This window comes from Streptomyces roseifaciens (assembly GCF_001445655.1).
GTDB lineage: Bacteria > Actinomycetota > Actinomycetes > Streptomycetales > Streptomycetaceae > Streptomyces > Streptomyces aureoversilis.
In genome coordinates, this window is sequence record NZ_LNBE01000007.1 from 66918 (window position 1) to 79735 (window position 12818).

Annotated in this window: 12 protein-coding genes; all 12 read left to right on the forward strand. The window is 71.0% G+C overall.

Annotation, left to right across the window (positions count from 1 at the left end; genetic code table 11):
* Positions 1-179: 179 nt before the first annotated feature.
* The 12 genes from AS857_RS35680 (at position 180) to nuoL (ending at position 12816) form a co-directional block, all read left to right on the forward strand.
* Positions 180-539: an NADH-quinone oxidoreductase subunit A gene (locus AS857_RS35680; protein WP_058047631.1), complete on the forward strand. Its 360-nt coding sequence runs from the start codon at positions 180-182 to the stop codon at positions 537-539.
* Positions 540-549: 10 nt separating this feature from the next.
* A complete protein-coding gene (locus AS857_RS35685) occupies positions 550-1104 on the forward strand; it encodes a NuoB/complex I 20 kDa subunit family protein (protein ID WP_058047632.1) in 555 nt (184 codons plus the stop codon).
* On the forward strand, positions 1101-1817 hold the full coding sequence (locus AS857_RS35690) for an NADH-quinone oxidoreductase subunit C (protein ID WP_058047633.1): 717 nt from the start codon (positions 1101-1103) through the stop codon (positions 1815-1817). Before AS857_RS35685 ends, AS857_RS35690 begins: the two co-directional genes overlap by 4 nt.
* Positions 1817-3139, forward strand: a complete 1323-nt coding sequence (locus AS857_RS35695; protein WP_058047634.1) for an NADH-quinone oxidoreductase subunit D — start codon at positions 1817-1819, stop codon at positions 3137-3139. The genes AS857_RS35690 and AS857_RS35695 overlap by 1 nt, the downstream gene beginning before the upstream one ends.
* Before the next feature lie 20 nt (positions 3140-3159).
* A complete protein-coding gene (gene nuoE / locus AS857_RS35700; RefSeq protein ID WP_058047635.1) occupies positions 3160-3900 on the forward strand; it encodes an NADH-quinone oxidoreductase subunit NuoE in 741 nt (246 codons plus the stop codon).
* Positions 3897-5258, forward strand: a complete 1362-nt coding sequence (nuoF, locus tag AS857_RS35705) for an NADH-quinone oxidoreductase subunit NuoF (protein ID WP_058047636.1) — start codon at positions 3897-3899, stop codon at positions 5256-5258. Before nuoE ends, nuoF begins: the two co-directional genes overlap by 4 nt.
* Entirely contained in the window at positions 5255-7762 is a 2508-nt protein-coding gene (locus AS857_RS35710) for an NADH-quinone oxidoreductase subunit G (RefSeq protein ID WP_058047637.1), read from the forward strand. Before nuoF ends, AS857_RS35710 begins: the two co-directional genes overlap by 4 nt.
* A 62-nt stretch (positions 7763-7824) precedes the next feature.
* Complete coding sequence (gene nuoH, locus AS857_RS35715; protein ID WP_058047662.1) at positions 7825-9138, forward strand: NADH-quinone oxidoreductase subunit NuoH; 1314 nt, start codon at positions 7825-7827, stop codon at positions 9136-9138.
* Between the two features lie 5 nt (positions 9139-9143).
* On the forward strand, positions 9144-9755 hold the full coding sequence (nuoI, locus tag AS857_RS35720) for an NADH-quinone oxidoreductase subunit NuoI (protein ID WP_058047638.1): 612 nt from the start codon (positions 9144-9146) through the stop codon (positions 9753-9755).
* Entirely contained in the window at positions 9752-10612 is an 861-nt protein-coding gene (locus tag AS857_RS35725; protein ID WP_058047639.1) for an NADH-quinone oxidoreductase subunit J, read from the forward strand. The genes nuoI and AS857_RS35725 overlap by 4 nt, the downstream gene beginning before the upstream one ends.
* The gene (gene nuoK, locus AS857_RS35730) at positions 10609-10908 is read left to right on the forward strand and encodes an NADH-quinone oxidoreductase subunit NuoK (RefSeq protein WP_058047640.1); all 300 of its coding nucleotides are present in this window, start codon (positions 10609-10611) and stop codon (positions 10906-10908) included. Before AS857_RS35725 ends, nuoK begins: the two co-directional genes overlap by 4 nt.
* Positions 10909-10920: 12 nt before the next feature.
* Positions 10921-12816 (forward strand): NADH-quinone oxidoreductase subunit L, encoded by a 1896-nt coding sequence (gene nuoL / locus AS857_RS35735; protein ID WP_058047641.1) that lies wholly within the window; start codon positions 10921-10923, stop codon positions 12814-12816.
* Positions 12817-12818 lie beyond the last annotated feature (2 nt).

Consider the following 12818-nt stretch of genomic DNA (forward strand, 5'->3'; position numbering starts at 1 on the left):
TGTACCCCGTGTCGCAGATCACAGACCGGCGGGCATAGGATGCAATCGACCCGGGCTTGTGAACTGCCTCACATATCGGTGATCTTCGCGGTGATCTCCGGTGGTCGTCACCGTGGGCGGGGCGCCCGACCGGGTCCGGTAAGCCGGCAGTCAGCGTCGACTGGAAGGAGCGAGGAGCGGTGAACGCCTACGCGCCCATCCTCGTACTGGGAGCCCTCGGGGCAGGCTTCGCGATCTTCTCCGTGGTCATGGCCTCGCTCATCGGGCCCAAGAGGTACAACCGCGCCAAGCTCGAGGCCTACGAGTGCGGTATCGAGCCGACCCCGCAGCCCGCGGGCGGCGGGCGCTTCCCGATCAAGTACTACCTGACGGCGATGCTCTTCATCGTCTTCGACATCGAGATCGTCTTCCTCTACCCCTGGGCCGTCACCTTCGACGCCCTGGGTCTGTTCGGGCTCGTGGAGATGCTGCTCTTCGTGCTCACCGTCTTCGTCGCCTACGCCTACGTCTGGCGCCGCGGCGGCCTGGAATGGGACTAGGGGGCACCACATGGGACTCGAGGAGAAGCTGCCCAGCGGCTTCGCGCTGACCACCGTCGAGCAGGCCGCCGGCTGGGTCCGCAAGTCGTCCGTCTTCCCGGCGACCTTCGGCCTGGCCTGCTGCGCCATCGAGATGATGACCACCGGCGCCGGCCGTTACGACCTGGCCCGCTTCGGCATGGAGGTCTTCCGCGGCTCGCCCCGCCAGGCCGATCTGATGATCGTCGCCGGCCGGGTCAGCCAGAAGATGGCCCCCGTCCTGCGTCAGGTCTACGACCAGATGCCCAACCCCAAGTGGGTGATCTCCATGGGCGTCTGCGCCTCCAGCGGCGGCATGTTCAACAACTACGCGATCGTCCAGGGCGTCGACCACATCGTGCCGGTCGACATCTATCTCCCCGGCTGCCCGCCGCGGCCCGAGATGCTCATGGACGCGATCTTGAAGCTGCACCGGAAGATCCAGGGCGAGAAGCTCGGGGTGCACCGCGAGGAGGCCGCCCGCGAGGCGGAGGAGGCGGCCCTCAAAGCCCTGCCGTTGATCGAGATGAAGGGGCTGCTGCGGTGAGCGAGCAGGAACGGGTCCCCCCCGAGCAGGTCCCCGCCCAGCGGGAGGAGACCGGCGAGGCCGTCCGCGTCCAGCGCGGCATGTTCGGCGCCCGCAACGGCGGCGACACCAGCGGCTACGGCGGCCTGGTGCGGACCGTACGGCTGCCCGGCGAGGCCACCCGCCCCTACGGCGGCTACTTCGACGAGGTGGCGGACGAGTTCGAGGGCGCCCTGGAGGAGCAGGGCCTCCTCCCGGGGAACGTGATCGAGAAGACCGTCGTCGACCGCGGCGAGCTCACGTTCCACATCGCGCGCGAGCACCTGCCCCGCGCCGCCCGCACCCTCCGCGACGACCCCGCGCTCCGCTTCGAGCTGTGCACGGGCGTGAGCGGAGTGCACTTCCCCGGCGACAAGGGCCGCGAGCTGCACGCCGTCTACCACCTGCGCTCGATCACTCACAACCGGTTGATCCGGCTGGAGGTGAGCGCCCCCGACGCCGACCCGCACATCCCGTCGGTCGTCGACGTCTACCCCACCAACGACTGGCACGAGCGCGAGACCTACGACTTCTTCGGCATCGTCTTCGACGGCCACCCCGCGCTCACGCGGATCATGATGCCGGACGACTGGCAGGGCTTCCCGCAGCGCAAGGACTACCCCCTCGGCGGCATTCCCGTCGAGTACAAGGGCGCCCGCATCCCGGCTCCGGACGAGCGGAGGTCGTACAGCTGATGAGCGCATCACAAGCAAGCCCGCGTGAGACGACGGAAGGCACCGTCTACACGGTCACCGGCGGCGACTGGGACGAACTCGCGGCCACCGCCAAACAGGCCGACGACGAGCGCATCATCGTCAACATGGGTCCGCAGCACCCCTCCACCCACGGAGTGCTCCGGCTGATCCTGGAGATCGACGGCGAGACCGTCACCGAGGCCCGCTGCGGCATCGGCTATCTGCACACCGGCATCGAGAAGAACCTCGAATACCGGACCTGGACCCAGGGCACCACCTTCGTCACGCGCATGGATTACCTGACGCCGTTCTTCAACGAGACGGCGTACTGCCTCGGCGTGGAGAGGCTCCTGGGCATCGAGGAGCAGATCCCCGACCGCGCCACGGTCATCCGCGTGCTCCTGATGGAGCTGAACCGAATCTCCTCGCACCTGGTGTGCATCGCCACCGGCGGCATGGAGCTCGGTGCCACCACGATCATGATCTACGGCTTCCGGGACCGCGAGCTCGTCCTCGACGTCTACGAGCTGATCACCGGCCTGCGCATGAACCACGCCTACGTCCGCCCCGGCGGCCTCGCGCAGGACCTGCCGCCCGGCGCCGTGGACCAGGTGCGCGAGTTCGTGAAGAAGATGCGCAAGAACCTGCCGGAGTACGACAAGCTCGCCACCGGCAACCCCATCTTCAAGGGCCGCCTGCAGGGCGTCGGCCACCTCGACCTCGCCGGCTGCATGGCCCTCGGCGCGACCGGCCCCATCCTGCGCGCCACCGGCCTGCCGCACGACCTGCGCAAGTCCCAGCCCTACTGCGGCTACGACACCTACGACTTCGAGGTGCCGACCGCCGACACCTGCGACTCCTACGGGCGCTTCCTGATCCGCCTGGAGGAGATGCACCAGTCCCTGCGGATCATCGAGCAGTGCCTGGACCGGCTCGCCCCCGGCCCGGTCATGGTCGCGGACAAGAAGATCGCCTGGCCCGCCCAGCTGGCCCTGGGCCCCGACGGCCTCGGCAACTCCCTCGACCACATCAAGAAGATCATGGGCACCTCCATGGAGGCCCTGATCCACCACTTCAAGCTGGTGACGGAGGGCTTCCGGGTCCCGCCCGGCCAGGTCTACGCCGCGGTCGAGTCGCCCAAGGGCGAGCTGGGCGTCCACGTCGTCAGCGACGGCGGCACCCGCCCCTACCGCGTCCACTTCCGCGACCCGTCCTTCACCAACCTGCAGTCCATGGCGGCGATGTGCGAGGGCGGCCAGGTGGCCGACGTGATCGTCGCGGTGGCGTCCATCGATCCCGTGATGGGAGGCGTCGACCGGTGACTCATGACGTACAGCTCGGGATGCCTCGGCTTCCCGCGCCCGACTATCCCGCCGACGTGCGGGAGCGGCTCGCGGCCGACGCGCAGGAGGTGATCGCCCGCTACCCCGACAGCCGCAGCGCCCTGCTGCCGCTGCTGCACCTCGTGCAGGCCGAGGAGGGCCACGTCACCCGCACCGGCCTGCGGTTCTGCGCCGAGGTGCTCGGCCTGACCAGCGCCGAGGTCACGGCGGTCGCCACCTTCTACACCATGTACCGGCGCGAGCCCGGCGGCGAGTACCAGGTGGGGGTGTGCACCAACACCCTGTGCGCCGTCATGGGCGGCGACGCCATCTTCGAGGGCCTGCGCCGCCACCTCGGCATCGGCAACGGCGAGACCACCCCCGACGGCAAGGTCACCCTCGAGCACGTCGAGTGCAACGCCGCCTGCGACTTCGCGCCCGTCGTGATGGTCAACTGGGAGTTCTTCGACAACCAGACGGTCGAGAGCGCCAAGGCCCTCGTGGACGACCTGCGCGCCGGCCGCGGCGCCGAGCCGACCCGCGGCGCCCCGCTGTGCACCTTCCGGGAGACCTCCCGGATCCTCGCCGGCTTCCCCGACCCCCGCCCGGGCGCGGTCGAGGCGAGCGGCGGCGCGGGCCCGGCCTCCCTGGCGGGGCTCCGGCTGGCCAAGGGCGAGAACGCGCCTCGCGTCGGCCCGCCCCGCAGCGCCCCGGCGCAGGGCGACGGCCCCACACCGCATCGCGAGGAGGGGGAGGGATGACCATGGCACCAGCGATGGGGGAGACGAGCCCGGAAAAGCTGCTCGCTCCCGTGCTGAGCGCCTTCTGGGACGAGCCGCGTTCCTGGACGCTGGAGACCTACCTGCGCCACGACGGCTACCAGGGCGCGCGCAAGGCGCTCGCGATGGCCCCCGACGACGTCATCGGCTACGTCAAGGACTCGGGCCTGCGCGGCCGCGGCGGCGCGGGCTTCCCGACCGGGATGAAGTGGCAGTTCATCCCGCAGGGCGACGGCAAGCCGCACTACCTCGTGGTCAACGCGGACGAATCCGAGCCCGGGGCCTGCAAGGACATCCCGCTGCTCTTCGCCGCCCCGCACACCCTCATCGAGGGCATCGTGATCGCCTGCCACGCGATCCGCTCCGAGCGGGCCTTCATCTATCTGCGCGGAGAGGTCGTGCCGGTGCTGCGCCGGCTGCACGAGGCCGTGCGCGAGGCCTACGCCGCGGGCTACCTCGGCAAGAACGTCCTCGGCTCCGGGATGGACCTGGAGCTGACCGTGCACGCGGGCGCGGGCGCGTACATCTGCGGCGAGGAGACCGCCCTCCTCGACTCCCTGGAGGGGCGCCGCGGCCAGCCCCGGCTCCGGCCGCCCTTCCCCGCCGTCGCGGGCCTCTACGCCTGCCCCACCGTGGTGAACAACGTCGAGTCCATCGCGTCGGTTCCCGCGATCCTCAGCAAGGGCAAGGAGTGGTTCCGTTCGATGGGCACCGACAAGTGCCCCGGATTCACGCTCTATTCGCTCTCGGGCCACGTCGCGAACCCCGGCCAGTACGAGGGGCCCATGGGCATCACGCTGCGGCAGCTGCTCGACATGAGCGGCGGCATGCGGCCGGGCCACCGGCTGAAGTTCTGGACGCCGGGCGGCTCCTCCAGCCCCATGTTCACCGCCGAACACCTCGACGTGCCGCTGGACTTCGACAGCGTGGGCGCCGCCGGCTCCCTGCTGGGCACCAAGTCGCTGCAGTGCTTCGACGAGACGACGTGCGTGGTGCGCGCGGTCACCCGCTGGACGGAGTTCTACGCGCACGAGTCGTGCGGCAAGTGCACCCCCTGCCGCGAGGGCACCTACTGGCTGGTCCAGCTGCTGCGCGACATCGAGGCCGGCAAGGGCCGCAAGTCCGACCTCGACAAGCTCGCCGACATCTCCGACAACATCAACGGCAAGTCCTTCTGCGCCCTCGGCGACGGCGCCGCGGCGCCCATCCTCTCCTCGCTGCAGCACTTCCGCGCGGAGTACGAGCAGCACATCACGGGCCGGGGCTGCCCCTTCGACCCGTCGAAGTCGACCCTGTGGGCCGACGGCCCGCAGAACTCCCACCTGGAGGTGAACGCGTGACGGTCACGACGTCTGCCCCCTCCGGAGGAGGGGGCGCGGAGCCGCCGCCGGAGGACCTCGTCTCCCTCACGATCGACGGCGCGGCGATCTCCGTCCCCAAGGGGACGCTGGTCATCCGTGCCGCGGAGCTGCTGGGCATCGAGATCCCCCGCTTCTGCGACCACCCGCTGCTCGACCCGGCGGGCGCCTGCCGGCAGTGCATCGTGGAGGTCGAGGGCCAGCGCAAGCCGATGGCCTCCTGCACCATCACGTGCACGGACGGCATGGTCGTCAGGACGCAGCTGACCTCGCCCGTGGCCGAGAAGGCGCAGCGCGGCGTGATGGAGCTGCTGCTGATCAACCACCCGCTGGACTGCCCCGTCTGCGACAAGGGCGGCGAGTGCCCCCTGCAGAACCAGGCGATGACGGCGGGGCAGGCCGACACCCGCTTCGAGGGCCGCAAGCGCACCTTCGAGAAGCCGGTGCCGATCTCCCCGCAGGTGCTGCTGGACCGCGAGCGGTGCGTGCTGTGCGCGCGCTGCACCCGCTTCTCCCAGCAGATCGCGGGCGACCCGATGATCGAGCTGCTGGAGCGCGGGGCGCTGCAGCAGGTCGGCACGGGCGAGGGCGCGCCCTTCGAGTCGTACTTCTCCGGCAACACCATCCAGATCTGCCCGGTGGGCGCGCTGACCTCGGCTGCGTACCGCTTCCGTTCGCGCCCCTTCGACCTGGTGTCGTCGCCGTCGGTGTGCGAGCACTGCGCGGGCGGCTGCGCGCTGCGGACGGACCACCGGCGCGGCAAGGTGATGCGCCGCCTCGCCGCCGACGACCCCGAGGTCAACGAGGAGTGGGTGTGCGACAAGGGCCGCTTCGCGTTCCGCTACGCGCAGCGGCCGGAGCGCTTCGCCCACCCGCTCGTGCGCAGCGCCGAGGGGGTGCTGGAACCGGCGAGCTGGCCGGAGGCCCTGGACGCCGCGGGGCGCGGGCTGGCGGCCGCGCGCGGCAGAGGGGGTGTCCTGACGGGCGGCCGGCTGACGGTCGAGGACGCGTACGCGTACGCCAAGTTCGCACGGGTGGCGCTCGACACGCACGACGTGGACTTCCGGGCCCGGGTGCACAGCGGTGAGGAGGCCGACTTCCTGGCCGCCCGCGTTGCAGGCCGCGGCCGGGATCTCGACGGCAGCGGGCTGACGTACGCGGCGCTGGAGAAGGCCCCGGCGGTGCTGCTGGTGGGCTTCGAGGCGGAGGAGGAGGCGCCCGGCGTCTTCCTGCGGCTGCGCAAGGCCTGGCGCAAGCACGGGCAGCGCGTCTTCGCGCTCGCCACGCACGCCAGCCGCGGCCTGGAGAAGGCCGGCGGCACGCTGCTGCCCGCCGCGCCCGGCACCGAGACCGAGTGGCTGCGGGCGCTGGCCGACGCCGCGGCCCCGGACGCCCCGGGGCAGGCCGCGGCCGACGCCCTGCGCGCCGACGGGGCCGTGATCGTCGTCGGCGAGCGGCTCGCGGGCGTGCCCGGCGCGCTGTCGGCCGCCGTTGCGGCCGCCGCGACGACCGGGGCGCAGCTGGTGTGGATCCCGCGCCGTGCGGGGGAGCGGGGCGCGATCGAGGCGGGGGCCCTGCCGGGGCTGCTGCCCGGCGGTCGCCCGGCCACCGACCCGCGGGCGCGCGAGGAGACCGCGGCCGCCTGGGGCGTGTCCGACCTGCCGCGTAGCCCCGGCCGGGACACCGGCCAGATCGTGGAGGCGGCGGCCAGGGGCGAGCTGGGCGCCCTGCTGGTGGGCGGCGTCGAGGTCGCGGACCTGCCCGATCCGGCACGCGCGCGTGAAGCGCTCGACGCCGTCGGCTTCCTGGTCAGCCTGGAGCAGCGGCCCAGCGAGGTGTCGGACCGGGCGGACGTCGTCCTGCCGGTGGCGGCCGTGGCGGAGAAGGCGGGCACGTTCCTCGACTGGGAGGGCCGGGCCCGCCCGTTCGAGGTCGCGATCAAGCCCGATCAGCTGCCGAGCCGCCACGTGCCGGCGGACGCCCGCGTGCTGCACATGCTGGCGGACGCCATGGGCATCGGGCTCGGCCTGCCGGACGTCGACGCCGTCCGCGCGGAGCTGCGCCGCCTCGGCCCCTGGGCCGGGGCGTACGCCGCGGACCCGGTGGAGACCGCCCGGCCGCTGCCGCAGCCGGCCGCCGGGGAGGCGGTGCTCGCGGGCCACCGGATGCTGCTGGACCGGGGCCGCCTGCAGGACGGCGACGACGCCCTCGCCGGCACGCGGCACGCGGCGCTCGCCCGGCTGTCCGCGGCGACCGCCGCGGAGGTGGGCGTGCGCGACGGCGAGCTGCTGGCGGTGACGGGCCAGGCCGGGACGGTGCGGCTGCCGCTGCGCGTGACGGCCATGCCGGACCGCGTGGTGTGGCTGCCGCTGAACTCGGCCGGTGGCGGCGTCGCCGGGGACACCGGCGCGCGCCCCGGCGAGCTCGTACGGATCGGGGCGGATTCCGGTGAGGGCACCGGGACCGGGACACCGGAGGCGCGGTAGTGAACGCTGTGGAAGCTGTGCAGGCTCACCGACTGACCGGACTGGCCGCCGAGGACCTGTCGATGTTCGGCCGGGACCCGTGGTGGCTGGTCGTCGTCAAGGCGGTCTTCTGCTTCGCGTTCGTCATGCTGACCGTGCTGTTCTCGATCGTCTGGGAGCGCAAGGTCGTCGCGTGGATGCAGCTGCGCATCGGCCCCAACCGGCACGGCCCGTGGGGGATGCTGCAGTCCCTCGCGGACGGCATCAAGCTGATGCTGAAAGAGGATGTGATCGTCAAGCGGGCGGACAAGGCGGTCTATCTGCTCGCCCCGGTCGTGGCGGCCGTGCCCGCGTTCATGGCGATCGCCGTGATCCCCTTCGGCCCGGCCGGCAACGAGATCTCAATCTTCGGGCACCGCACCACGATGCAGCTCACGGACCTGCCGATCGGCGTGCTCTACATCCTCGCCACGGCCTCGGTGGGCATCTACGGCATCGTGCTCGCGGGCTGGTCGTCCGGCTCGACGTACCCGCTGCTCGGCGGCCTGCGCTCGTGCGCGCAGATGATCTCCTACGAGATCGCGATGGGCGTCTCCTTCGCGGCCGTCTTCCTCTACTCCGGGTCGATGTCGACCTCGGCGATCGTGGAGGCCCAGCACGACCGCTGGTACGTGCTGCTGCTGCCGGTGTCCTTCCTGGTCTACATCGTGGCGATGGTGGGCGAGACCAACCGGGCGCCGTTCGACCTGCCGGAGTCCGAGGGCGACCTGGTCGGCGGCTTCAACACCGAGTACTCCTCCATCAAGTTCGCGATGTTCATGCTGGCCGAGTACGTCAACATGGTCACCGTCTCGGCCGTTGCGGTGACGCTGTTCCTGGGCGGCTGGCGGGCCCCGTACCCGGTCTCGGCCTTCTGGGAGGGCGCGAACCACGGGTGGTGGCCGCTGCTGTGGTTCGTGATCAAGCTGCAGCTGCTGCTGTTCTTCTTCATCTGGCTGCGCGGGACGCTGCCGCGGCTGCGCTACGACCAGTTCATGAAGCTGGGGTGGAAGGTCCTCATCCCGGTCTCGATGGTGTGGCTGATGCTCGTCGCCTCGGTGCGGGCCCTGCGGAACGAGAACTACGACTTCCAGCAGATCGTGCTGTACGTCGGCGGCGGTGTCGTCGCGGTCCTGCTGCTCTCCTTCGTGGCGGACATCTTCCGCAAGGGCGAGCGCGGCCAGGGCGACGGAGAGGCCGCGCCGGAGCGGGAGTTCGACCCGACGGGCGGCGGGTTCCCCGTGCCGCCGCTGCCCGGGCAGACCCTTCCGCCGGTGCCGCGCCGCAGGCCGCGCCGTGACGGAGAGCTCATTGTCAGTGGCGGGCCCGATACTGTGCGTGACGGAAAGGAGGGCTGACGGCGGTGGCTACCGAACCCGCGCGGGGCGATGATCCCCGCGACCCCCCCCGCAATCCCGTGGCTGGCTTCGGCGTGACCTTCAAGGCCATGTTCAAGAAGCGGCTGACCGAGCAGTACCCGGAGTACAAGAAGCCCACGGCCCCCCGCTTCCACGGCCGCCACCAGCTCAACCGGCACCCGGACGGCCTGGAGAAGTGCATCGGCTGCGAGCTGTGCGCCTGGGCCTGCCCCGCCGACGCCATCTACGTGGAGGGCGCGGACAACAAGGACGAGGAGCGCTATTCGCCGGGCGAGCGCTACGGCCGCGTCTACCAGATCAACTACCTCCGCTGCATCCTCTGCGGCCTGTGCGTCGAGGCGTGCCCGACCCGCGCCCTCACCATGACCAACGAGTACGAACTGGCCGACAGCAGCCGCGAGTCGCTCATCTATACAAAAGAGGAGCTCCTGGCCGGCCTGGAGGAGGGCATGGTCGACAGCCCGCACGCGATCTTCCCCGGCATGACCGAACAGGACTACTACCGGGGCCTGGTGACGGAGGCCGCGCCCGGCACGGTCCGCCAGGTCGCCGTCACCAAGGGAGAGAAGCCCGACGAGGAAGGGGCCGACGCATGAACGCCTCTTCCCCGGCCCTCTCCTCCCTGGCCGCCTCGGCCGCCTCCACCACCTCGACGGGCGAGGCGGTCCAGTTCTGGATCCTGGCGGTCGTCGCCGTCCTCGGGGCGCTGGGCGCCGTCTTCATGAAGAAGGCCGTGCACAGCGCCCTCTCGCTCGCCGGCACCATGATCGTCCTGGCGGTGTTCTACCTCGCCAACGGCGCCTACTTCCTGGGCGTCGTCCAGATCGTCGTCTACACCGGCGCGATCATGATGCTGTTCCTCTTCGTCGTCATGCTCGTGGGCGTCACCGCGGCCGACTCCCTCAAGGAGACCATCAAGGGCCAGCGGTGGCTCGCCGCCCTGTGCGTGCTCGGCTTCGGCATCCTCCTCATGGCCGGCATCGCCAACGCCTCCCTGAAGGAGTTCAACGGCATCGGCCGGGCCAACGCCGGAGGCAATGTGGAGGGCCTCGCCGCCCTCCTCTTCACCAAGTACGTCTTCGCGTTCGAGGTCACCGGCGCGCTGCTGATCACCGCGGCCGTGGGCGCGATGGTGCTCACCCACCGCGAGCGCACCGAGCGCGCGGCCACCCAGCGCGAGCTCGCCGAGCGGCGCGTCCGCGAGGGCAAGCAGATCACCCCGCTCCCCGCCCCGGGCGTCTACGCCCGGCACAACGCCGTCGACATCCCGGGCCTCCTCCCGGACGGCACCACGTCCGACCTCACCGTCAGCCCCACCCTGCGGGCCCGCGGCCAGGTCCGTGACGTCTCGGGCGAGGCCCTGGAGGACCTGGCGGCCCTGGAACAGCGCTCGGGCGACTGGCAGGAGCGCGGCCGCAGCGAGGACACCGGAGCGAAGGGGGCGAGCAAGTGAATCCGGTCAACTACCTCTACCTGGCGGCCCTCCTGTTCACCATCGGGGCGGCCGGCGTGCTCATCCGGCGGAACGCGATCGTCATCTTCATGTGCGTCGAGCTGATGCTGAACGCCTGCAACCTGGCGTTCGTCACCTTCTCCCGGCTGCACGGCAATCTCGACGGCCAGATCATCGCCTTCTTCACGATGGTCGTGGCCGCGGCCGAGGTCGTGGTGGGCCTCGCCATCATCGTGACGATCTTCCGCTCCCGGCACTCGGCCTCGGTGGACGACGCCGGCCTGCTGAAGCTGTAAGGGGACGCTGACGTGGAGAACCTCATCGGATTGCTCGTCGTGGCACCGCTGCTGGGCGCGGCCGTGCTGCTGTGCGGCGGGCGCAGGCTCGACCGCGGCGGGCCCTGGATCGGCACGCTGTTCGCGGCGGTGTCCTTCGCGATCGGCGTGGTGCTCTTCGCCGCGCTGCTCGGCCGCGACGCCGACGACCGCACGCTGGACGCCACGGCCTTCAGCTGGGTGCCCGTCGGCGGCTTCCGCGCGGACGTCGGCTTCCACCTCGACCAGCTGTCGATGACCTTCGTCCTGCTGATCACGGGCGTGGGCACGCTCATCCACCTCTACTCGGTGGGCTACATGGCGCACGACGAGCGGCGGCGGCGCTTCTTCGGCTATCTCAACCTCTTCCTCGCCGCGATGCTCCTGCTCGTCGTCGCCGACAACTACCTGCTGCTGTACGTGGGCTGGGAGGGCGTCGGCCTCGCCTCGTACCTGCTGATCGGCTTCTGGCAGCACAAGCCGAGCGCGGCCACCGCCGCCAAGAAGGCGTTCCTCGTCAACCGCGTCGGCGACATGGGCCTGTCCATCGCGATCATGCTGATGTTCACCACGTTCGGCACCTTCGCGTTCGGGCCCGTGCTGGAGCGGGCCACGGAGGCGGGCGAGGGCAAGCTGACGGCCGTCGGGCTGATGCTGCTGCTCGCCGCCTGCGGCAAGTCCGCCCAGGTGCCGCTGCAGTCCTGGCTCGGGGACGCGATGGAGGGCCCGACGCCGGTCTCGGCCCTCATCCACGCGGCCACGATGGTGACCGCCGGCGTCTATCTGATCACCCGCTCCGGCGCGATCTTCAATGCGGCGCCGGACGCGCAGACCGCGGTGGTCACGGTCGGCGCGGTCACGCTCCTCTTCGGTGCGATCGTCGGTTGCGCCAAGGACGACATCAAGAAGGCCCTGGCCGGCTCCACCATGTCCCAGATCGGGTACATGATCCTGGCCGCCGGGCTCGGGCCGATCGGCTACGTCTTCGCGATCATGCACCTGGTGACGCACGGCTTCTTCAAGGCCGGTCTCTTCCTCGGCGCCGGCTCGGTCATGCACGGCATGAACGACGAGGTCGACATGCGCCGCTACGGCGGCCTGCGGAAGTACATGCCGGTCACGTTCGTCACCTTCGGCCTCGGCTATCTCGCCATCATCGGCTTCCCCGGGCTGTCCGGCTTCTTCTCCAAGGACAAGATCATCGAGGCGGCCTTCGCCAAGGGCGGCACCGAGGGCTGGATCCTGGGCGGCGCGGCCCTGCTGGGCGCGGCCATCACCGCGTACTACATGACCAGGGTGATGCTGCTGACCTTCTTCGGCGAGAAGCGCTGGCAGCCGGACGAGCGCGGCGAGCTGCCGCACCCGCACGAGTCGCCGCGGACGATGACCGTCCCGATGATCGTGCTCGCCTTCGGGTCGGTCTTCGCCGGCGGCCTGTTCAGCATCGACGACACCTTCCTGAAGTGGCTGGAGCCGGTCACCGGGCACGCGGAGGGGCACTCGCCCGTCAGCGCCCTGACCGTCACCGCGGCCACCATGGTCGTGCTCGTGATCGGCGTGGCGATCGCCTGGGCGCAGTACGGGCGCAAGCCCGTCCCCGTCACGGCCCCCCGCGGCAGCCTGCTCACCCGGGCCGCCCGGCGCGACCTCCTGCAGGACGACTTCAACCACGTGGTGCTGGTCCGCGGAGGCGAGCACCTCACCCGCAGCCTGGTCTACGTCGACCACACCCTGGTCGACGGCGTCGTCAACGGCACCGCCGCCTCCGTGGGCGGCCTGTCGGGCCGGATGCGCAAGCTGCAGAACGGCTACGCCCGTTCGTACGCGGTCTCGATGTTCGGCGGTGCGGCGGTGCTCATCGCCGCCACCCTGCTGATGAGGGCGGTTTAGCC

What these genes read in the sequence shown, in the direction of transcription:
- AS857_RS35685 (WP_058047632.1), top strand. Translation starts at nt 550, where the DNA reads ATGGGACTCGAGGAGAAGCTGCCCAGCGGCTTCGCGCTGACCACCGTC.
- AS857_RS35695 (WP_058047634.1), top strand. Translation starts at nt 1,817, where the DNA reads ATGAGCGCATCACAAGCAAGCCCGCGTGAGACGACGGAAGGCACCGTC.
- nuoE (WP_058047635.1), top strand. Translation starts at nt 3,160, where the DNA reads ATGCCTCGGCTTCCCGCGCCCGACTATCCCGCCGACGTGCGGGAGCGG.
- nuoF (WP_058047636.1), top strand. Translation starts at nt 3,897, where the DNA reads ATGACCATGGCACCAGCGATGGGGGAGACGAGCCCGGAAAAGCTGCTC.
- nuoH (WP_058047662.1), top strand. Translation starts at nt 7,825, where the DNA reads ATGTTCGGCCGGGACCCGTGGTGGCTGGTCGTCGTCAAGGCGGTCTTC.
- AS857_RS35725 (WP_058047639.1), top strand. Translation starts at nt 9,752, where the DNA reads ATGAACGCCTCTTCCCCGGCCCTCTCCTCCCTGGCCGCCTCGGCCGCC.